Genomic DNA, 21,836 nt, shown 5'->3' on the forward strand with positions numbered 1-21,836 from the left:
TAAACGAGAATGTCAAAGGTACAGTTATACGCTATAAGATGGAATGCTACAAAGTACTGTTCGAACATTTCACTGAACCACAAACCTTCCTCAAACAAAAACAGGAGGTTATGGAGAAGAAAGTGACGGAATACCAGGAATGTCAACGTCGCTTCAAAGATGCTCAAAAACTGATGAACGAGGCTAAAGCTGATCTTAATCAAGTGATGAAACTCACTATTGAAGACTGGCGTGCTAATAATCGTCAACTGAACTTGCCATTTTCAACAGAAGAAATCACAGAAGAATAAAATAATCCGGGCAAAATGTATCACCATTCAAAAATAATCATTATGTTTGCATCGTTCCCGCCAAGAACAATACATATTATCAAATGCGATGGCCTTTTTTGTGACCGTTTGGGAATATTTTGCCCTAATGATATAAGGTTATCTGATCCACATGGATTGCTGTCGCATGATAGTAGTTTGTTCTTGGCGGAACGTGGAAAGGATAACCTTTCTTTATTTTTTAATATTATAATTTTCTATTCATGCCAAGAACAATGGAATTTTGTAATACAAGGAATAATAGTACTTGTGAAACAACGTCTATCCACGAAACGGGTACTTCTCTTATCGCCCTTACCGGCAATCCTTACACCGACCTTGCCGCCTATGGCATCGACCTGCACGGATGCACCATCCGCTATTTACGCACCCCCAATTCAAATGGCAACACCGTTACCGGACGATTCAACATCTCCGGTCGTGAAGAGACTGCAGGGGCTATTAGCTACGAAACCCTTATCCTCTTCCTGGTGGAGAAGAATCGTGAACATCGTCGCTATGTGGCAGAATGCCATCAGCGCAAGCGTGAGCGCAATTATGCTTCATGGCTGTCTCGCCATCCGGAATTCATGTTCTACAATTGTAACGTCACATTCATGTAGCCACTTACACAAGTCGGCTAACTATTATTTCATTGCACAACCTACATTTCTGGTAGGTTGTGCAGGAATTCTACACCCTAAAAAATAATTCAAATCAATAAACTAATGAACAAGAAAGAAGAACTAATAAAAGCCTTAGCCGATATCGAAGAACAGGAACGGAAGGCAATGATAGATGCTGAATATCCTAAATTAAAGGAATTAATCGGAACATGTTATAAGTACAGAAATTCGTATAGCAGTCCAGAGGAAGAATCAGACTACTGGTACACTTATTTCAAAATTACTTCTCTAACTCCTGATGATTTGTACATCGGTGGTTTAAAAAATGACAATGTGCTAGCTAGATGCAGAACTTTAAAATTTCAAGTATGCAAGTATGGCATTATTAGCATTGACCCGCATTGTTCTAAATTCGCTCATTCTCTTGGTGAAAGAATTAGCATAGATGAATTTAATCGAGAGTTTGATAAGGTCATTGATATGGCTAAGAAAGTGGTTTAACGTATAACTAAGTAAATATGAGCTATATAGACAATACAAGAAGGTCGTTTACATCTTCATATGAGATAACAGTGTGTATGACCAAAGAGGAATGTAAGATATTACTTCCATTCTTTCAGAAAGCATATAAAGAAGTGAGTTCAAAATACGAAAAGTATGATGATATTCATTCTGGAGGAGAGGCTACAGAAAGAGAGGAAAACCTTCGGATTAAGTACTTGGAGCAATCTGAACGTTTAGAAAGTGTTTTGTCATCTATTGACCTAATTCTAAAATAATTCAAATCAATAAATAAATAATTCCACTATGTACAATACCACAATTTTTGAGCTCGCCATGAACGCCTGCTCCTATAGATTAGACCATATATTCCTTAAGAAACGTTCCGTTTGCAAAATATATGGTAAAGTTCCAATAGCCAAGAGAGTCACCATCGATGGAGAGCGAAAAACGATTGTCAGATGGAAGAAACTCCGATGGAACGATGCCGGCCAATGTTTTTCCATGTACTCTTCCAAACGGCAACGAAAATACGATCTTCCGCTTCGAAGTATCGAAGAACAGCAAAAAATGACAAAGCAATGAGTATGTATTTAGATAAAGACTCCCGTGGAATATATGGATTTCATGATATCACCTTCCAGGAACTATCATCCATTCTTTCCATATTATCCACCTACAGGAATCCCTGTGAAAAGGAACTGGAATCTATAGCATTCCAGACCTTCATGTGCATTGAACATCAACTTCTTAAAATTGAAGCAAATGACCGACCTGAGACAGTACCGCCTAAACAACCTTAATGAGATAGACCACTTCATGGCCGAGATGGGTACAGATGCCTTTCTTGACTTCGAACGTAGGGTTTACAGTGTTCTTGAGAAGCTTAAGGTCATGCGTTACTTCGATATCGAAGAAAAGATTATTCCGGATCAGCAGGAACTTTTCATTAAGTTCTGCTGCTGCTATATAGAAAAACACCCAGAATACGAATTTAATAACAGTTATACCCAAATATGGAGGAAAGAAAGCTATGAACAATGGAAGGTGGAAACCTCACGAAGACAAGTTCGTAAGAGACAACGCCAATAAAATGACTCCAGAGCAGATGTCTGAGTCATTGGGGCGTTCGCCTCTGGCCATACAATTGTATATGCATCGAAAACATATTGTTGTCGGCCAGACAGTCAAAAGGAACTTGATACAAGAGATGCTCCGGATTAAATTCCGGCATCCGGAGAACTTCATGCCAACCCGCACTTTTTATCGTGAAGTTGGCATTAATCAAATGCGCTGGTGGGATATTTTCCACGGACGCAAGAATGTTAATCAGCAAGAGTATATCGCGCTATCTAATTACTTCGGCGTCACGATGCAAGAAGCGTTCGAAGCACGTCAACTCTGTATATTTGAGGAAGAAAATAATGATTGATAACGAACTACGAGATCGAATTAAGGATGCTAATGACATTGTAGATGTCATCGGTGAATTCGTCACCCTAAGAAAGAGAGGTATTAACTATCTGGGGATTTGCCCATTTCACCCCGACCGAACCCCATCCATGACTGTCAGCTCTTCACGACAAAGTTTCAAGTGCTTTGTTTGTGGAAAAGGTGGAGACGTTATCGAGTTCCTCCAGGAGCACGAAAATATGTCATTCTACGAGGCTGTTAGCTGGCTGGGGCATAGGGTAGGGATAGAGGTTCCTAAACCTGTATTGACCGATGAAGAAGCTGCAAAAAATCGCGAACGCGAGGCGCAGCGCATTGCAATGAAAGGTGCTGTCACTTTCTTCGAGAAACATCTTCCAGAAGCACAGCTCTACCTTCACGAAAGAGGATTCAACCTGACAGATAAAGTTATTAAAGACTTCCGAATAGGTTATGCCCCAGAAGGCAACCTTGCTAAGAAGGAAATGCTTGCTGCAGGTTTCTCTGAGCGGAAGCTGGTCGAGGTCGATATTTTAAAAGAATGCGATAAAGGTTTCACTTTCGATACTTTTAAAGACCGCATCATGTTCCCCTTCTTCGACGTCAAAGGGAATATAAATGGCTTCACCGGACGCTGGCTCACTACCCAGCCTAATTCTGGGAAGTACGTCAACACCGGTGATACCCCTTTATTTAAAAAAGGTACTCAGCTATTTGGTCTATACCAGGCACGTACTGCCATTGCCCGATATGACCGTGCTTATGTAGTCGAGGGTCAGTTCGATGTTCTTTCCCTAAGTGCCGTTGGTGTCTGTAATGTAGTTGCCACCAGTGGAACAGCACTTACTCCAGAACAGATCCAGTTACTTGGCCGCTTCACCCGCCGGGTAATTCTAATCTACGATTCCGATGCTGCAGGACTCAAAGCCTCGCTTGTCAATTGTGAAGCATTCCTTCGTGCTGGCTTCGAAGTAAGTGCCATTCCGCTTCCCGAGGGCAAAGACCCGGACAATATTGCACAGGAATACAAACTCGATACAGGAAAGTGGCTCATGAACCGTGAACAGAACTTCGTTCAGTACTTCGCCATTTCCCTACGAGGCAAAAATCCCGGCGAAGACCCCAATAAAGAAGAAGAAGCCCTGAAGCAACTCTGCACGCTAACCTCAGTCATTCCCTCAGAAACACTTCTTCTCAAATGTATCGAAGCAATAGCCAGCATTTTTGGCACCAATACCGAGGTCATCCAGCGCAAGGTTAATAGCATTCTCCGACAGATAAAAACGGCTTCATTAAAAAAAGAGTCGCAAATGAAGCCAGGTATCTATGGCATTGAAATGATTGCTGAAACTCGTTGTAATGGTGAACCTTGTACCATCACTTCCGATTATCAGGAGTTCATCACACTCTATGGAGATGCACCTATTATTTATATTCACGGAATACCCAGTATTACAGATATCCAGCTTCTTCGCCAGGCCAGCCAGTTTTTTACTACGGACGAAAGCGGACTTTCCATAGAAAAGAGTGGCGAAGAATCCCCCTATCTGGCTGCATTGGCCGCAGTCTACCGTGCCGGCATCACGAATATTACAGTAGAAGTGGAAATCGAATCCACAAAGAAAGAGAAAGCTTCAGGCAATGATCCCGACGAAGAGGAGGAGGAAGATGAAGAATACGAAGAGGAGAGCGAAGAAGGGTATACCCAGTCTTTCAACTTTGCAAAATACTATGTACGTGCTCACATGTTCTTTTTTTCCAAGTTCAAAGGAGAGCATTCTCCATTTGTTGAACGATGCGCAGAGCTTATCAGCTATGCTGATGACTCCGTTCGCATCGTCAACTATTCCTATTTCTACAACGCTCTTGGTCTGACTAAGACTGCATTGACTGAGATATTGAAACCCTATCTCGCCAAACGGAAGTCCCGCATGGCTATCAACGCTCAACGTTCCGATGATGACTTCGAAGAAGAGTATAATCCGGAAGAACTACCTTCCTATGTCAGTGAAAATCCGGAATACATGGAGATGTTCCATCAATGCGGCTACTATCCCAAAATAAACAAAGACCATGAACCTGTATGTTACATTTTCAAAAATGATAAATCCGGGCATACTCTGGTAGGCGATTTCTATCTTACTCCTCTGTTACATATCTATTCAGATGACAAAGAGGCCAATAAACGTGTACTCAAGATAACCCGGCGTTACTATAAAAATCCATTATACATTGAAATATCCTCCAAGGCTTTACTCAAGAAGGCTACCATTGAAGAAGAGCTTATCATGCTCGAAGCGGTTAACTTCACAAACGGAGAGGAAAAGCACTGGACTAAAATACGTGAATATATGAGCAGACATTTTGTAACCTGCACCGAAGTCACCACTTACGGAAATCAGCAGGAGGACGGGCTTTCCCGTCGCGAAGACAATATGTTCTTCGCCTTTGCCAATGGCATCTTCCACACCATCGACGGTGTTCCTCGCTTCGACCCGGTCAACGAGCTCGGAGTTGTTACTCACAACAAAAAGAATTACTATCTACCGGCGTTTTCTACAATATATGCTGGATCCGGACGTCAATCTGACAAGTACGAGCTAATATCCCAGCTCGTTTATAAGGAAATACCGTTAGAGAAAAGGTGCACTTTTGAGCGATGGGCTTCCCTGATGGACGATGTCTACAAGATTAACGACAATGGCAAATGGGCCGTCCTTTTTGCCATTATGTGCGCTTTCCGTAGCAACATTCACTGTATTGACCGCTTGTTTACTGCTCCCTTCTTCATGGGGCCGATGTCCTCCGGTAAGACTCAGATCGCAATCTCCATCCGTTCCCTTTTCATTTCTCCGAAAATCCCCATTTTCAACTTGAACATTGGTACTGATGCTGCCATGTCCACACTGATGAGCACCTTTAGAGATGTACCAGTAGTGCTCGACGAATACAATAATAAAGATATCTCAGATCAAAAGTTTCAGGCACTGAAAGGTATCGTTTACGACGGTGATGGGCGTCAGAAGCGAAAAGGTGTCTCCGGAAAAGAAATAGAGAACGATAAGGTATATGCACCGGTTATAATATGCGGTCAGGAGACTCCCCAACGTGATGATAATGCCTTGATGTCCCGTATCATAGTTTGTGAGGTTCCCAAGCCCAAGAACAGAACACAGGAAGAAGTAGACCTCTTCAACACTCTGAAGGAAATCGAGGATCCGGCCAAGATAGGCCTTTCCAATGTACTTTTTGATATCCTTAAGCTCCGGCCATTATTTATGGAGCATTTCCGGATACTCAAGCAAAAAGCCTACGACGAATTAAAAAATGCCCTTCCTAATGCCGGAGAGATAGACCGCCTCATGAAAACCGCCTCATTATTCTTAGCAACATGCAACTTAATTGAAAATTATACAGATATGAAACTTCCATTTTCCTACAAAGATTTTTTAAAAATAGCCTGTAATAAAATCAAGTTCCAGGTAGAACTTATCAGTAAGACAGACAAGCTGGCCACCTTCTTTAAAGCTATGGACGTTATGATAGACTCCAAGGCCATCCGTGAGGGACGTGATTTCGCTATTGATGTTCCGGACAAACTTACCATCAAACTTCCAGGAGGAGATAAGAGAGAGGTACCGGTTCCCGCAGGTAATCGGGTTCTCTTCCTACGCGTTAGCAATATCTACACTCAGTTTGCCCGCTCTTCCTACAGCCAAGAAGAATCGACGCAATCCACCATCGAGCAGAACCTTCGCTCAAACCCAAGCTATATTGGATTCATCCATGCCCGACGATTCACCTGGAACGAAGTAGTCGAAGTTCCCCGAGGCGGATTTGAGGAAGACATTCCCAATGAAACCGGCATCGACATTAAAATTGATAATAATATGGTAAGGAAAGTCGAAAAACAAGGCGCCAATTCAAGCTGTATAGCATTGAACTACGAAATTTTCAGAGAGCTCTATGGCATAGACCTTAAGCGTTCTGTGCCCAAAGAATCAACCACTCCCAATCCGGACAATGACCCTATCGGAATGGCCGGTGCACCTCAAGACATCGAATTTTGATTTCTATTATATAAACCTAAAAACAAAAAGTTATGGAAACAAAAGAATTTGAATACAACGGAAAAGTTGTCGGCTTCGAAATCGACGACAAAAATGTGATGGTTAATGCAACCCAAATGGCGAATGTTTTTAATCGTGATTTGTATCAATTCACCAAAAGTGAAGATACAAAACGGTTTATAGAAACATGTCTAAAACCTGCAAATGCAGGTTTATTAGAAATCGTTAACAGAACTGATTTAATCGTATCAAGACAAAAAGCGGGCACATTTATGCACCGTGTGCTTGCTATCAAGTTTGCTGCTTGGCTCAATCCTGATTTTGAGTTGTGGGTATATACTACAATTGACAAAATTCTATTCGGTTCTTACCTTGACGATGAAAAAAGTCTGAAAGAGATAGCCCGGATACAAACTCAAATATCCCAAAAGGAGCAGTATCTGGTCGATCATCCCATACAGAAGGAGATAGAAGAGCTTAAGAAAGCGGAGCAAAAGGAAAGAAGGTTGCTTGATTTGCGTAAGAAAGAGAGAATCAGTAATTTCAAGTCCATGTTCTCTGTAGGAGAAATGGCTGGGGAATCTGAGAAAGCAACTGAAGAATAAAAAATACTCCGGACAAAATGTCGCACAATTCAAAAAGAATCATTATGTTTGCAGTGCTTAACATATATAACAACTCAAATGCGGGCTGTCAGCTTGCATTTTCGGTGCAGGCATTTTTTATGCCCGGACATATTGTGTACCCTATATGGTATCCGTGTACCCCCGTGTGGAGCGTTAATGCGCCCACAGCATTTGAGTTGAATGTGTTAAGCAGCGGGAAAGGCACGGATACTTTCATTTTAAAAACAAATTGTTTATGCTTAACAAATCAACTCACTCTGATTCTGCAATGCTTAGCAGCCTCGGAACGTCCGCCCACGAAACGGGTACTTCTGTTATCGCCCTCACCGGCAATCCCTACATTGACCTCGCTGCCTATGGCATCGACCTGCATGGCTACACTATCCGTTACTTGCGGGAATCCAATCCGAAAGGGAACAACATCACTGGGAGATTCAATATCTCCGGACGTGAAGAAACAGCCGGAGCTCCTTCTTATGAAGCCCTTATTCTTTTCCTGGTGCGGAAGAACCGTGAACATCGCTGTTATGCGGCAGAATGTCGTAAACAGAAACGCGAACGGAACATGTCTTCATTCATCAGCCGTTATCCGGATGCAATGGTACTTCCGGCATACTTTTCCTAACTTGTACCTTTTACATCAATTTTTATGTATTATTCCCGGTGGCCACCCCATCGGGAATAATTGCTTTTTCTGTTCTGATTTACGGACATTTCGCGTCTCATTCTTCTATCCATATTGTTCTATTAACCTACAGTTAAATCCCCCGTACCCCCTGAAGCAAAAAAGAGAGCAAATAGAGCGAGTTTTGAAAGGAAAACTTTTCATAAACACCATCCAACCGTCCAACAGTCCAACAATGAAAAACATTTTAAAATGTAACTCGCTGTTGTATAGTAGTATATATATTGTTTTTAATTATATATATATACTATATAACCGTTGTCTTGTTGGACGCTGTTGGACGTGTTGGATTGACGATTTTCAACCGTCCAACAGTCGCTGTCCAACAAAAACAGCCAAAAAGGCCATTTTGTTGGACGTGTTGGACACCATCCAACAGTATTTTCTTCTTGGTAAATTTGCATAACTAAATAATAATCAGTAACTTTAATAATCCTGTTGGACTGTTGGACGGTAGGACGCGAAAATGAACAAAAACTATTTCAAAAATATCTTTAGAGGAAACAGCCATGATTACAACGAGCATTATGATTACACCTTACCTTGCTGAATATCTGCGTGGAAAATATAACAATGGCGCAGATGAACCCATTAGAATTCCTGACAATACAGATTTGTATCACGCTATTTGGACCCTGATGGCCCGTCGTCATCAGAATCAATCTCCGGTTGATAATGGCAATCTCACCATTATTCTTCCGGACAGGCGAATAGGGAAGGATCCACAAGTCTATAACTACCTATCCCCACGTGCTGCCAAGGTCATAGAGAATGAAGTACGCCGTATGTTCAACCGTGATCTTCATACCGCTATGGATGAGAATGATTTAAACGGCCATGAACTTAACAATCTTGATATCGTTCATAAATTCCTTTGTTCCTATTGCATTGACAGCATTACTGAAGATGCTTTGCTAAAAAACTTCTATCGGTGGCGAGAAAACATTCGAAAGAGAAAAAGGCGTCGGGACTATAAAAAGAAGTTAAAAAAGAGCTAAAAAATCACCGACCAAACTATGCTTTTTGTCCCAAAATGGCGGACAAAATGTCCTATGTGTGGCGAACTTGTTGAATATCAAATAAATATAATCACAATGAGAGAACTATCTATCCAAATCAATGTATATCCTATCGCCAAGATGCGTCAGGATATCTATCGTTTCACTGCCGATGAATTTACTTTTGCTCCGGTACCGGAAGATTCCGAAGCTGGCCGGTGCTTTAACTGCAACAAAGATATCACTGTCGATCTTCCTCCTGTAGACGTAATTCGTGATTTTTCTTCAGGCAAATTTGCTATCGTTGAATTTAGGGATACCCGGTACCGGAAGTTCAACATCGGAGACAATAAGATACCGGCCATCGTCTCCATTTCCCCGAATCTGAACTCCGCTACTCTGAAAATCGAGTGTAAGATGCTCAAATCCCCGCTCCAGTAGCGTCCTTCACCCCCTTCTGTAAGCTGCCTATCTTCGCTGAAAAGATATGCAATGAACAGAACTTTTCTCCGCCAGCTTCTTTTATCAAACACTCACCAGCTTCTCATCACGGCAGATGGTCTTTCTTCTGCCATGATGGATGCTTTTCCTTTGATAGTAAATGACTCGCCTACACCATCAGCTTTCTTCTTCGACGATGATCCGCCTACATATAAGGATTTGGCAGATAAGGCCCTCGCTAAAATTCAGCAGCAACTACATGCTCTTTCCGAGTTTCAGGGAGTAACCCTTACCAGTGACTTCTCATCCGACGAACTTCCGGAAGGTAGCATTGCCTACCATCGCATTTGGGGATTTATCACCGCCGACAGCCGCTGGTATTTTTCTTCCAAGCAATTTGAGCGAGATATCCTAGATGCCGAAACCAACCCGGCCATTTCCTGCCACTTCATCCATGCCAACTCTCCAGGTGGAGAAGCCTGGTATCTTGATAGACTCAGCGAAACCATGCGTTCGTTGAGCAAACCCATAATAAGCCTTGTCGAACAATGCAATTGTTCTGCCTGCTATTACATCACCTGCCACTCCAACGTAATTGCCGCACTTACAGCCAACGATGTCATCGGCTGCATTGGTACCATGATCGAGACTTATGACTTTAGTGGCTATTACGAGAAGCTCGGTATTAAAATCATTAGGGAAACCGCTGAAAAATCAGACCTTAAGAATAAAAAGTATGACGACTTGCGTGCCGGCAATCCGAAGCAATACGTCGAAGATGTATTGAACCCGCTCACTGAGCAGTTCCTAAATGAAGTACGCGCAAGCCGTCCGGAACTGAGTGAGCTCCCGGAAGACGATCCTGTCTTCCGGGGCGAAACGTTCGATACTCCTCATGCCATCGAAAAGAAACTCATCGACAGCTCCATGACCTTCCTCGAAGCCGTTGCCAAGGCCGTGGACCTTGGACGGGCTTACACGAATCTGGAAACCATCAAAAAGAACGCTCTCAACTATTTATAACTTAATTTTTTCATTCACATGAATATTAAAGAAAGAATTCAGACCGTCCTGCAGAAATTGAAGCTGCTGGACAAAGCAAAAGCCAATCAGCTGACTGACGAAGAATGGAAACAGATTGTTGACTCTTATCAGAAAGAGTATCAATCAACTCTTCAGGATGACTTAGCCGCCGACATGGCAGCTCATGCTGCTACAAATACTCCTATCACTCAAGAGCAGATGGATCAGGTACAAGGCATTTTGGATAGTATTGTTAATCCAAACCAGAATGCAACTCAAGATGGAGAAGAAAAGCCGGTAGTACAGACTACTCAAACTCCGGCAACCGGTACTGACATTGTACAACTTGCTCAAGCCGTACAAGGCTTGGTCAACACGATGCAAAATAGTGCCACTGAAGATCGTCCCATTCAGACGGTAACCGCTACTACTGCCAGTTTCACAGGTCCTGCAGATCGCACGAAGTTCTTGTTTGGTATCGAAAATTCTATGTTTTCCATGACCGATCGTTGGAACCGTATTGCTGCTAATCCGGCAACTGCAGCTTCTTTTGGAGCTTGGGATGAAGATACAGAAGGCGCTTCTTTCCGTAAACAGGCTGTAGCTTTCTCTCGCTCGTTGCAAAAACGCTATGCCTATTTGCACGCCAATGGCATGCTCGATGCCAAGAAATTGGCTGCCGGTGAATTTGGAACTAATTACGAAGGCGTTAATACTGCCGGAGTCGGTAACCAATTTGTAGTTCTCCGTCAAGATGCCTTGATTGCTCGTGTTCTCACGAAACGTGATCTCACTCAGTATTTCCCGGTACGCTACGGCATTCAGGATCATGACCTCGTATTCAATGCTTTCTTCTCGGAAGTTTCCCAGGCCTACCAGCAAGGTGAAATCTGGAAGGGTGACATGAAGCTCGAGAACGAGATGGGCCATGTAGACGACGCCATGATCAAACTCAAGTTCGGACCGATGAAAGAACTGGAGCGTATGTATATCGGCTACTTGAACAAAGAAGGTTCCGATCCGATTAAGTGGAATATGATTGAGTTCTGTATACTGAACTCTCTGGAAACCGCACAGGTAGAGCAGAACAAACGCCGCATGCGCGGTATCTATGTAAAACCGGAGGCAGGCGTTGCCGGCAGCTATCTGAATGCTTCCACCGGTATCATCCACACCCTGATCCGCTACGTACACGAGTTTAAGATTCTTCCCCATGACGACGATGCTTATCGCGGTTATACCGATGCCGATATGCTGGATGCCGTTCAGGATTTTGTTGCCGACATCATCACTTCCTGCACGGAAGACATGGAAATAGACAACCACGTCCTGTACCTGAACAAAACTCATCAGCCTTGGTGGATCAAGAACGTCCGCGCCAAATATGGCAAGGATATCGACTTCACCGGACCGGACAGCTACAAGAACGTTGTTCCCGATACGAGCGTCCGCATCGTATGGCTTCCATATCTCGGCCAGCTTCCCCTCATGTTCATGGACGTTCCCGGCAATCTCCAGTTCCTGGAATATGTACCGGGTGAAATGATGTCTATCAAAGTCAAGGAAGACATGGAACTCGTCAAGGCATGGTCTACCTGGAAAGAAGGTTGTGCAGCTTCATTCACCGGCCGCCGTTTCGACAGCCTGGATAAACTGAAGGCAAACAACTACGAATGGCAGCAGATCTTCATGAATAAACCTGCTGTTGACATGGAGGCTGATGCTACTACCGTAGATGCATCCAAGGGTTTCTGGCAAATCACTGTAGCCAACACTGCCGCCAAAGCCATTACCGATATCACTAATGCTAAAGCCGGTGTAGCTTACATCATTGAGTGCGGAGCAACTGAGAATGCAACCACTATCGCCAAAGCTGATAAGTTTGCCGATATCACAGAAGCTTATGCTCCTACCAAGGTAGGCGATTACATCATGGTGATCTTGAACAGTAAAGGAAACTTCCTGGAACTTGAGCGTCAGGTCGGTGGTGTCCGCAAGGTCAATGCCGCACTGCAGCCCAATATTCCCGGCGTAAGATAACCTTTGTTAGTCTGGTAATTAATTGTTTTTAGGTGACTGGGGCGGGTCTAGTAGCCCGCCCTTTCTTTTTAACCCATCATTTTATTAAATATGAAAGCAAGAAAAATTTCAAATCCTTTTCGTAAAGGAAACCAAGCTGCCCGCAAAATGCAGGTTCGCTTCTTTCTCTCACTGATGACACTGGTCGCATTTACCTTCGTCATTGGCATGCTCCTGGATCCTGCATCCTCTTCCTTTTGTCTCACCGGATTTGCCGGTACCTCATTTGCCGCTATGATGGTCATCGGTGACGTTGGCGATGTTTCTGACCGCCAGACTCACGGCTCGAATATAGCATATAAGGCCTATTTGATTGAAATATCCCAAATCAATCCCGATGTAGCTTTTCCGAAGCCTAATTCAAATCGGGAGGTCGGTACATTGCCGATGAAAGCTGGACAATACATGAAGTATTTCGAGGCCCACGATATTCCCACATATACATCAACAGGGGAGAAAGGTGATATCACCACCAGCGGAGAAAACAATTTTGTAATGATTATGGGAGGCATGCGCGATCAGCTTCTCACCTTTATTGAAGAACATGCCGGTGGTAAGTTCATTATCCTATTTAAGGAAGTGGGAGAGGCCCAATGGTATATTCTCGGCAATTACGACCGACCGATGGTACTGTCCTCTTATGAATCCAAGAATGACAAGGATGGCCGCTATGTAACCTTTACATTCAAGCGCACCAGCATTGACCAATATTACAAATACGCTGGCGATATCATCCGCGTTCCTGCCGCCAAGCATGCGGCTGACTCCACAACCCTGACGATATCTCCTCAGAACAACCGGTACGAAATCCCGAACGGATCAGCAGCAACTTACGCCATCAATGCGATATCAGGCCTCACAGCCAATGATAAAGGCCGGTACATCACTCTCGAAGGTACCGGTACCGACAAGGCTGCCACTATTGCCGACGGTGCAGCATTTACTCTCGAGGATGGTGCCACCTGGACAGCCAAGGCCGGCTCTTCCATCACGCTCCGTGTCATGGACCCGTCCACGCTTGTCGAAGTCCAGGGTACTCGTATCCAGACAGCTTAAAAATCATCATTAACAAGCTAACCTGCTGGTCTAAATTCAGTTGCGTTAGCTTGTTTCTTTAAATCCTACAGCTATGTACAATTTCAAAGAAAAGAAACTCCACTTCAATGCCCTGCGCAATCCGGATGCTGCAATATATGACCTTGAATTATTGCGAAAGGGGTGTCCCTGGCTTCCTCAGTTGAGAACTTATGCTCGCGATCCGAAAAGGTACGCAGATGAAATCCTCTATTCTTTGCTGGATCATACCACCAGGGAAAACATTCGCGCCTTCCGTCGTCAGAAGTTAGATGAACTGAAGGCCGTTGCAGAAGTTCCCGGTACCGGTAGCGAAACTCCTTCAGCCAACGCAATTACTGCCACTGACAATGACACCACTGCCACTGATGAAACTCCCAGTACTGGCGGTGAAACTCCTCCGGTCAGCGAAACTACTACTGATAATGGCATCCCTGCCACTAATGAGACTACCAGTACCGGTACCGAAAGCTCTCCAGCATCTGAAAAAATAGAAGAGCTGGAGCAATCCCTCGAAGAAGCCGAAGAAAGAGCCGATGAAGCTGAACAGCGTGCCGAAGAAGCGGAAGAAGCCCAAGAAGAAGCCGAAACTCGTGCTGAAGAAGCCGAACAAGCTCTGGAAACTGAGAAAAAAAAAGAGCAGGCGGTAGCAGCTCCGGCAAAATCCAAAAGCACGAGGAGTACCCGCAAATCGACTGGGACAACCTCTTCGACCCGCAAGTCCAAATAGCCACACTCATCTACAATGACCGTGTGGTTACCTGGAAGCAAATGAAGCAGCTCGACGAACGCCTGGATAAGAATCCGGTCAAGCGTGACATCATGGACATGGTGGAACTCCGGATCCGGAACTTACAAGCCTTCGACGAGCTGCAATCGTTCAACGACACTGGGAAGTTCCTCTACATTCATCCGCTCATAACTCATCAGTCAGAGAGAGCGCAACTGACGAAGCTACTGAAGACGGATCCGCATGAGTTCCTACGCTTGCACAAGAATGTAGCAGACAACATCCGCAGATACGAATCTTACCTGAAGCGAGCCGATCGGCAGACTCGGCGCATTCAGGATAAAGAGAACCTCCGTCGCCATCGTGAACGTGAGGCCTTATTCAAAGCAATATTGCAATCAGTAAGTCATCCCGATAGTCCCAATAATCCCTCTTAACGCTTTCTTATGCAATAGAATCCACGTATACCAACCAGCACTCCTGCTGACTGTGTTCCTTTGTCTTGTCAATTTGCAAAATGACAGAGTAATATTAATCATTAAAACATCAACCAACATGAGTGTAAACTATTCCCTCGCTCTGATGAGCAGCAAACCCGGTGATAAATCCGCTTTAAAGCTATATTATGCCAAGGCGCAAGCCAACGGTGAAGTAACTATGGACGAAATGGCCGAAGATATTGCCTACGCCACATCCCTGACCGATGGTGATGCTTTGAACACTATCCGTGCCCTCATCAAGCAAATCAACAAGAATCTGGCAGCAGGCAAGATTGTTCGCCTCGAAAACTTCGGCAGCTTCCAACTCCAACTGTCCAGCAAAGGAGCCAAGAATGAAAAAGAGTTCACCCCCAACAACATCACGGCAGCCAACGTCCAGTTCCGCCCGGGAAAGCCGATTAAAGCAGCGACCCGTGCCGGAGACGGAGGTCTTACCTTCAAGCGTGTGCCTAAATTAGGAGAAACTCCCCAAACAGATGGCAGTGGTTCCGGCTCGGACGGAGGCATAGAGGAGAACCCTTTGGGATAAATTACTTATAGGTAGTCAGCCAACTGCCTGTAAGTAAATCTCCCGCTACCTATAGGTAAACGTCCTATTGCCTATAGGTAGTTTCAAGTAATTTAGCAGCCATAAATCCCAAAGCAATATTAATATACGAATTATGAAAGCAATCTACATGAGCGACCTCGCTCAAGCCTATTTCCCGCGAAGTACGCCTCGCAGTGCCAGTATTCAGTTACATCGATGGATAGAACTGAATACAGAACTGAAAACAGAACTCGCAACCCTGCACTTCAAGCCCCGGCAACGGGCACTCACCCCCATACAACACGAAGCTATACTTCGATACTTGGGAGAGCCGGGAGAGTAAAAGAAATGAAGCGGAACAGAAATATTCCGCTTTTTTTTGTCATATCAAAATAAATCTGCACTTTTGCATTGCCCCTCAAATTTAGTGATATAGATACTGAAAAACGGGACATGAATCCCTTTTCAAGACGTAATCCGTAAAATCGGATTGAGGTTACACTAATACCTTTGGGCACGTTTTGATAAGGGATTCGCCATTTTGTACAATGATTTGATGATAAAAGGACGAACAAAATATCGAAAATTCTTGGCTAACAGAGCAAGACGTTTGATGCTAAGAAAACTCTCATTTCAGGATAAGCACAAGCAGCGGTTGATTTGTAAGGCTCAAGGAAGGGCTTTTGTTCGATATCCTCATCTTTATAAAAAATGTGTTCGTGATAAATCTATATCTAAAGTAATACCCCAAAATTTCGAGGTATTAACGAATCAAGAAGAAGTATTCCGTTTTGTTGCAGAGTTGTTGGATATGCATTCCAACCGAAGACTAAGACAAATCTATTTAGATTTGACTGATGTTCAGACTATTGATTCTGCTGCAATTTGTTTATTGTTATCTGTTGTTTGTGAATTGAGTAACTATAGCATCAAAGTTACAGGAAATTACCCAAGTAAGACCGAATGTGCCAAATTCTTTATAGAATCAGGGTTTCTAAATCATATGAAAGACAATAATGGTAAAGAGTTTGTGATTGAAACTCCAAATCTTATTGTTGAAGCAGGAACAAACAAAACAAGGAATAAAGATATTGCACTTGCTGTTCGGAAAGCCTCAGAATTCTTATTGGGTTCCCCTCAAAGGTATCAACCAGCATATACAGTGGCTATGGAAATTTGTTCTAATTCAGTAGAACATGCCTATGAAAAAAGGCCTAAACATTGGCGTTTGGGAATTTGTCATGTGGATAATCACGTTGCATTTACAATGACTGATACAGGAACGGGTATATTAAAAACATTGTACCGGAAATTCTGGAAAGAAATTAAGGACACTGTTACGCTAAAAGATAATAGTGATATATTATATCGCGCTTTTTTAAGAAAATATGGTTCTTCTACTCAATTGGTAAATCGCAATAAAGGACTGCCTTGTATTTTAGATAAGTTTAACTCTGGGCTAATCAAAAATTTGAAGGTTATCACAAATGATGTATATTTGGACTTTAATAATATAAAAGAACGAAAGAGAATGAACAATCCCTTTTCTGGAGTATTATTTTATTGGGAAGTAGATAATGAGTGTATTGATAATTTTGTTAATAATATAAAAATATGACAGTAGAACAAATTAAAGTTTTGACTGATTTTAGCATGTCACCAGGACCAAGGTACTGTAAGCAGGGACCGGATTCCGGAGAAGACTTTTATCATAAAGTGCTAAATCATAAGTTTGCTGAAGCATATAAAAAGTCTGTGACGTTAGTTCTGGATTTAGATGGAACGGATGGTTACATGTCCTCCTTCTTAGATGAAGCCATTGGTAATTTGGTTTACGACTTTGGAGAACATACTGTGAAAGATTATTTGCAGATAATTTCTAATGAAGAGACTGTTTGGCTAAAACTTATTAATGATGAAGTGATACCTGAATGGGCTAAACATAGAGAAAATGATGAAGAACCATTGAAGACGAGTAAGAAAGATCATCCAGCGTGGTATAGATTGGTTAATGAAAAGTTAGAAAAACGTATATGGATACATTCTGTATAATTTATCTATGCCAACTTACCGATTGGTTATCCATCGGGGTCGATCTCCTTACTGGAGGTGTAATAGCTTTAATATTAGCTTATGTTGTTCCTAAAAAATTGAATGATGACCGAAGTTTAAAAGATTTTTTTATGCAGGAATTTCAAAGTATAAAGAATGAATACAATGATTTTTGCAAAGAAATGTGTTTAGGCAAGCATGATGCACGTACTATAAAGGAGATATTCAAACAACTAAGTTTAAAATTAGACGATATCCAAAATGTTGCCAATAGAAACTTGAAAGTAGATATAAACATTCTGGATGAATTAAGCCAAACTCAAGTACAGGTTACAAGAGCTCAAGAAATAAATGACCAATATGAAGAGCCCAATATAACCTTTAATCCTACTACTAAAAATTTAATATGGCAAAGACAAGATGTTTTTAATAAGAATATAATATCAGCCATAGCTTCAATAAACAAAGCAAAATCAAAATAGGCTAATTCCCCATTTATTTAAAGCGGAGCAAAAAACTCCGCTTTCTTTTTGCTATTCCAAAAACTATTCCCATCTTTGCAACGTCTACCATTTGAATCAGGCGAGAAGGCTCGCCAATAGTTTTGCTGCGGGCATTTTTTATGCCCATAGCCATACATATAGTTCCGTCCCGTGTGGAGCGTTAATGCGCCCACAGCCTGATTCAGGTGGTAGACAACGGGGAGCGGAACTTTTTTTGTTCCCTCTCCGTAACAGTCAACCTATTGTTTCATTTTAATTGTCTACCAAAATGAGAAAGCAACCCCAACGCGCCCACGGACGCTATGTATCCGCCGAAAAAGTCCAAAGTATGTTTGCCCAGCTGGGCATTGAACTCTGTTCCGGTCGCAAGCGCATTCGCGCTACCCGTAATGAACAATCCATTATCATCTATACCAATGGGGGGAGTGTGAACATTACTTTCAATGAGGAAGGAGGTTCCAGATGAGTAAGAAGAATAAAAGAATACGCCACATTCTTGTTTCCGAGGCAACAGAGCATTATATGGGTGGTACAAACACATCACCACGCTACACCATCCACGTCGGTGAGTATTCCATTATTGAAGATTTGAATCTGAATGAACTGTTCTGCCTCCGGCAACTTCTTAATGAAGTCTATGATCATCAAAGAATAAGGCACTTTCTTTGGAAAGAACACTGCGCTAAACAGAAAGGAGGTTCCAAATGAATCCTAATAAGAAAATGAGTAAGGAACTGACCGTTGAAGAATGGTCAATGGTTGCCCGAGCTGTTATGAGCCTGATTGTAACCTCCAACCTTGCCGAAATCCCCAAGGATGATATGAAACTTGTAAAATGGCTGACTGCATTTTGTTCCGATATCAATCAAGAGATTATAGAACTTTCCTTTCACCAGTAATTCTTCAAAGCCCTGTTGCAAAAGTTTGTGACGGGGCTTTGTCCTTCATAGTCGCCATCGCATCATTTACTTTTGCCTGCACAATTTATGCGGCTTATGAAAAAGGAAACATCACCCACCCAAGAAGATAAAGCGGCCACACCGCCACTTACCCCACAGGAAGCGGCACAAACCATAATGGAAGAGCTTATCAAGAAAGCTGCCAATGGCGAGCTCGACGCCATAGCTATGCTGAAAGAAACCACGCAAGAGGCTAAACTGGAAAAACTTCGTAAAGAACTGTTTGGCGTATGACACAACTCGACACCCTTGACAAGATACACCCGGACATGATATCCGCTTTCCTCACCAACGGAATGTGTGATGGAATTCCGGTCGACGTGCAGCTCTTCCTAAAGCAGCTGCAGTGGGCAGCCGAAATCTACGAGTACGAACGCAACATCACCCGAGCCGCCAAGCAACTACGTCAACGAATTAACGCTCAGCAACAAATTAACATTGACGACCGTACTTGCAAAGCCCGCATCTATGCTGCCATCAACTACTTCAACATCGACAACAACGTATCCATCAAGGTGTGGGAGTCCAACTATGCCGATAAGTATGAGGACCTTGCCAAGCTCTGCGCGGCAGCCGGCGACTACAAGACCCAAGGCAAGTGTTATGCCGCTGCTCTGGAGTGCCGCCGCCGTGCCTCCGAAATCGCCGAAGCCGACCGCGACCTTGGCATCGTCTTCCTTATCTCTCCGGAACTCAGTCCTGAAGACCTCGGTTACAGCAAAGCCTCACTCAAGGAAATTGCCGCCAAGCACAATAAAGGCTTCTACCTCAATCTCATCGACAGTCTTCCTATCGAGAAAGTTGAAAAGAAGCGTCTCCTCCGCGATGCCGATATCCAGGAGGCGGAATACGAAGAACTAAACGAGGAATAACATGGGAATAGAACTGTATAGCCAATCCTCAAGCTCTCTGTCATCTTCAGAGAGTACCTTCGACGCAACAACGAGCTTCGAACGCTACTACATGAACCAGATGCAAATTCAGGTCAATGTCATCGACTCCAACAACGTGTTTGCCGAGGTTGCCCGTGCCGGAGGAAAGACCGAAGGTATCACCGGCCCCCGCATCATCCGTGTGGCCAATGATATGCCCGGTGAACTTTCCTTCCTGGTACATAAGACCTACGTCGCCCTCATGACCAATGTCTGGCCAAACCTACAGGCCTACTTTTCCAAGCCCGTCACCGTCGCCGGTAAAGTCCGCCCCATGCTTGAGTACGGCATCGACTACGTTGTTGGCGAAGCCAAACTTCCATCGCACTTTCGCCGACCTCGATATCCCATATCGTACCCCAAGCATAGCGTCGTCTTTCGTGATGGCCATCACATCCAGCTCGTCAGTTCCGACCAGCCCGAATCCGTCGCCGGACGGTCTGCCGTCCATGCCATCATCGAAGAGATGAAGCACAACAAAGGTGAAAAGCTGAAAACCCGTTTGTTCCCCTCACTTCGTGGATCCAGTGCCGATATTCGTCGCTCTCCATACTACCAGGGCATCACCGGTGTATCCGATACCGCCCGCGTTGACCTTGGCGAAGACGACTGGTTCGAAGAATACGAACGTCACATGGACCACAAACTTCTGGAAGAAATATCTACCGTTGCACTTCACGTAAATGCCGCTATCTATCAGAAATACAAACTAATAAATGCACAACGCGAAACCACCAATCCCGTCACCCTTGAGCGCATCCGTCTTGAAATCATCAAGCAAGACCGCATCATCGCTCTTTGGAACCCTCGTCTGGCCGACATGCGCCGGAACGCCACCCTGTATGTCCGTGCCAGCTCTTTCTGTAATAAGGATATTCTCGGTCCTAAGTTCTTTAAAACTCAGCTCGAAACCCTCGACATGGATGAGTTCCTTACTTCCATTTGTGCCATCCGCCACAAAGAGGTAATCAACAAGTTCTTTGCCAACTACAACAAAGAGAAGCATCAATTCTCCGACAGCTACATCTACGAATCTATCCTGAAGCTCGACCTCCGGGAGCACTTCATCCTCACGGCCCGCTACCTCAAGCACTACAGCAAGCACGATGAGCTTCTCGTTGGCTATGATCCCGGGCACTTCTCTTCCTTGACTGTAGCCCAGGAAAAAAGTTACGGCCGCCAGCTCCGGATCCTAAAAGAGTTCTATTGCTGTTATCCGGACGAACAACCGGAACTCGCCCGCCAGTTCTATGAATTCTTTGGCCCGGACTCCATAAACAAACGCATTATTCTATATCCTGACCGTGCCGGTAACAAACGTCGTGAAGAACTGGAGCAAATCACCACTGACAGCCGCGCGCTGAAACGTGAGCTTGAAAGTTATGGCTTCGAGGTCGAGCTGATGAACGAGGGCCAATCTACAATTTACTATTGGCAACAGTTCAAGTTACTGCTGCTCATCTTTGGCAACCGTAGCAACGCCCTGCCGGAAGTCTTGATAGATGAAAACGAATGCAAGAACCTTTGCAGCTCCATCATGCTCTCCCCGCTGAAGAAAACCGAAGGCCGTATCGAGCTGGATAAAACTTCCGAAAAGAAAGTGCCGCTAAAGAACCAAGCCGGCCTCACAACCCAGCTCCCCAGTGCCCTAATTTATCTTTTGTTTGGTCGCTACGGAAATAAAGTGCAAAGCGAATTATCATCAATGCCGGATAATCTACCCGACAATTTATCAATATAGTAGCTGTATTTCACCCTAAAAACAGTTC

Annotated in this window: 27 protein-coding genes and 1 pseudogene; all 28 read left to right on the forward strand. The window is 43.8% G+C overall.

All coding sequences use genetic code 11. The features are described from left to right. Window positions 1-290, forward strand: a pseudogene (locus BN161_RS25190) (phage antirepressor N-terminal domain-containing protein); the annotation flags it as partial. Between the two features lie 254 nt (window positions 291-544). Continuing rightward, window positions 545-931 (forward strand): hypothetical protein, encoded by a 387-nt coding sequence (locus BN161_RS25195; protein ID WP_044271541.1) that lies wholly within the window; start codon window positions 545-547, stop codon window positions 929-931. Between the two features lie 105 nt (window positions 932-1,036). After that, window positions 1,037-1,435, forward strand: coding sequence for a hypothetical protein (locus BN161_RS25200; RefSeq protein WP_044271543.1), 399 nt, complete (start codon window positions 1,037-1,039; stop codon window positions 1,433-1,435). Between the two features lie 77 nt (window positions 1,436-1,512). Continuing rightward, window positions 1,513-1,713, forward strand: a complete 201-nt coding sequence (locus tag BN161_RS25205) for a hypothetical protein (protein ID WP_244436623.1) — start codon at window positions 1,513-1,515, stop codon at window positions 1,711-1,713. A gap of 28 nt (window positions 1,714-1,741) precedes the next feature. After that, a complete protein-coding gene (locus tag BN161_RS30205) occupies window positions 1,742-2,020 on the forward strand; it encodes a hypothetical protein (RefSeq protein ID WP_044271546.1) in 279 nt (92 codons plus the stop codon). A gap of 180 nt (window positions 2,021-2,200) precedes the next feature. After that, the gene (locus tag BN161_RS29605; RefSeq protein ID WP_125910925.1) at window positions 2,201-2,527 is read left to right on the forward strand and encodes a hypothetical protein; all 327 of its coding nucleotides are present in this window, start codon (window positions 2,201-2,203) and stop codon (window positions 2,525-2,527) included. Beyond that, window positions 2,469-2,867, forward strand: a complete 399-nt coding sequence (locus BN161_RS25225) for a hypothetical protein (protein WP_044271552.1) — start codon at window positions 2,469-2,471, stop codon at window positions 2,865-2,867. Before BN161_RS29605 ends, BN161_RS25225 begins: the two co-directional genes overlap by 59 nt. Beyond that, complete coding sequence (gene dnaG, locus BN161_RS25230) at window positions 2,860-6,936, forward strand: DNA primase (protein ID WP_044271553.1); 4,077 nt, start codon at window positions 2,860-2,862, stop codon at window positions 6,934-6,936. Before BN161_RS25225 ends, dnaG begins: the two co-directional genes overlap by 8 nt. Window positions 6,937-6,968: 32 nt before the next feature. Next, on the forward strand, window positions 6,969-7,541 hold the full coding sequence (locus tag BN161_RS25235) for a KilA-N domain-containing protein (RefSeq protein WP_044271556.1): 573 nt from the start codon (window positions 6,969-6,971) through the stop codon (window positions 7,539-7,541). Window positions 7,542-7,797: 256 nt separating this feature from the next. Beyond that, window positions 7,798-8,187, forward strand: coding sequence for a hypothetical protein (locus BN161_RS25240; RefSeq protein WP_044271559.1), 390 nt, complete (start codon window positions 7,798-7,800; stop codon window positions 8,185-8,187). A 569-nt stretch (window positions 8,188-8,756) separates the two neighbouring features. Beyond that, window positions 8,757-9,245 (forward strand): hypothetical protein, encoded by a 489-nt coding sequence (locus BN161_RS25245; protein WP_044271561.1) that lies wholly within the window; start codon window positions 8,757-8,759, stop codon window positions 9,243-9,245. 96 nt (window positions 9,246-9,341) lie between these two features. Further along, a complete protein-coding gene (locus BN161_RS25250) occupies window positions 9,342-9,686 on the forward strand; it encodes a hypothetical protein (RefSeq protein WP_044271563.1) in 345 nt (114 codons plus the stop codon). A gap of 51 nt (window positions 9,687-9,737) precedes the next feature. Further along, window positions 9,738-10,709: a S49 family peptidase gene (locus tag BN161_RS25255; protein ID WP_044271565.1), complete on the forward strand. Its 972-nt coding sequence runs from the start codon at window positions 9,738-9,740 to the stop codon at window positions 10,707-10,709. Window positions 10,710-10,727: 18 nt separating this feature from the next. Continuing rightward, entirely contained in the window at window positions 10,728-12,749 is a 2,022-nt protein-coding gene (locus tag BN161_RS25260) for a hypothetical protein (RefSeq protein WP_044271567.1), read from the forward strand. Between the two features lie 90 nt (window positions 12,750-12,839). After that, window positions 12,840-13,844, forward strand: a complete 1,005-nt coding sequence (locus BN161_RS25265) for a hypothetical protein (RefSeq protein ID WP_044271569.1) — start codon at window positions 12,840-12,842, stop codon at window positions 13,842-13,844. A gap of 73 nt (window positions 13,845-13,917) precedes the next feature. Continuing rightward, window positions 13,918-14,592 (forward strand): hypothetical protein, encoded by a 675-nt coding sequence (locus tag BN161_RS25270; RefSeq protein WP_044271571.1) that lies wholly within the window; start codon window positions 13,918-13,920, stop codon window positions 14,590-14,592. A gap of 41 nt (window positions 14,593-14,633) precedes the next feature. Then, window positions 14,634-15,029, forward strand: coding sequence for a hypothetical protein (locus tag BN161_RS25275; protein ID WP_044271573.1), 396 nt, complete (start codon window positions 14,634-14,636; stop codon window positions 15,027-15,029). 118 nt (window positions 15,030-15,147) lie between these two features. Continuing rightward, entirely contained in the window at window positions 15,148-15,621 is a 474-nt protein-coding gene (locus BN161_RS25280) for an HU family DNA-binding protein (protein WP_044271575.1), read from the forward strand. A gap of 133 nt (window positions 15,622-15,754) precedes the next feature. Further along, entirely contained in the window at window positions 15,755-15,964 is a 210-nt protein-coding gene (locus tag BN161_RS25285) for a DUF4248 domain-containing protein (RefSeq protein ID WP_044271577.1), read from the forward strand. 246 nt (window positions 15,965-16,210) lie between these two features. Beyond that, window positions 16,211-17,239, forward strand: a complete 1,029-nt coding sequence (locus BN161_RS25290) for a hypothetical protein (RefSeq protein WP_125910926.1) — start codon at window positions 16,211-16,213, stop codon at window positions 17,237-17,239. Beyond that, on the forward strand, window positions 17,236-17,673 hold the full coding sequence (locus tag BN161_RS25295) for an STAS-like domain-containing protein (RefSeq protein ID WP_044271581.1): 438 nt from the start codon (window positions 17,236-17,238) through the stop codon (window positions 17,671-17,673). Before BN161_RS25290 ends, BN161_RS25295 begins: the two co-directional genes overlap by 4 nt. Beyond that, the gene (locus BN161_RS25300) at window positions 17,655-18,155 is read left to right on the forward strand and encodes a hypothetical protein (RefSeq protein ID WP_044271584.1); all 501 of its coding nucleotides are present in this window, start codon (window positions 17,655-17,657) and stop codon (window positions 18,153-18,155) included. Before BN161_RS25295 ends, BN161_RS25300 begins: the two co-directional genes overlap by 19 nt. A gap of 289 nt (window positions 18,156-18,444) precedes the next feature. Continuing rightward, window positions 18,445-18,642: a hypothetical protein gene (locus BN161_RS25305; protein ID WP_044271586.1), complete on the forward strand. Its 198-nt coding sequence runs from the start codon at window positions 18,445-18,447 to the stop codon at window positions 18,640-18,642. Continuing rightward, on the forward strand, window positions 18,639-18,884 hold the full coding sequence (locus tag BN161_RS25310; RefSeq protein WP_044271588.1) for a hypothetical protein: 246 nt from the start codon (window positions 18,639-18,641) through the stop codon (window positions 18,882-18,884). The genes BN161_RS25305 and BN161_RS25310 overlap by 4 nt, the downstream gene beginning before the upstream one ends. After that, window positions 18,881-19,075: a hypothetical protein gene (locus BN161_RS25315; RefSeq protein ID WP_044271589.1), complete on the forward strand. Its 195-nt coding sequence runs from the start codon at window positions 18,881-18,883 to the stop codon at window positions 19,073-19,075. Before BN161_RS25310 ends, BN161_RS25315 begins: the two co-directional genes overlap by 4 nt. A 96-nt stretch (window positions 19,076-19,171) precedes the next feature. Next, window positions 19,172-19,369 (forward strand): hypothetical protein, encoded by a 198-nt coding sequence (locus tag BN161_RS25320; protein ID WP_125910928.1) that lies wholly within the window; start codon window positions 19,172-19,174, stop codon window positions 19,367-19,369. Continuing rightward, window positions 19,366-20,007 (forward strand): hypothetical protein, encoded by a 642-nt coding sequence (locus BN161_RS25325; protein ID WP_044271592.1) that lies wholly within the window; start codon window positions 19,366-19,368, stop codon window positions 20,005-20,007. Before BN161_RS25320 ends, BN161_RS25325 begins: the two co-directional genes overlap by 4 nt. A gap of 1 nt (window position 20,008) precedes the next feature. Then, entirely contained in the window at window positions 20,009-21,808 is a 1,800-nt protein-coding gene (locus tag BN161_RS25330; RefSeq protein ID WP_209441930.1) for a hypothetical protein, read from the forward strand. Window positions 21,809-21,836: the final 28 nt, after the last annotated feature.

This window comes from Bacteroides timonensis, from assembly GCF_000513195.1.
Classification (GTDB): Bacteria; Bacteroidota; Bacteroidia; order Bacteroidales; family Bacteroidaceae; genus Bacteroides; species Bacteroides timonensis.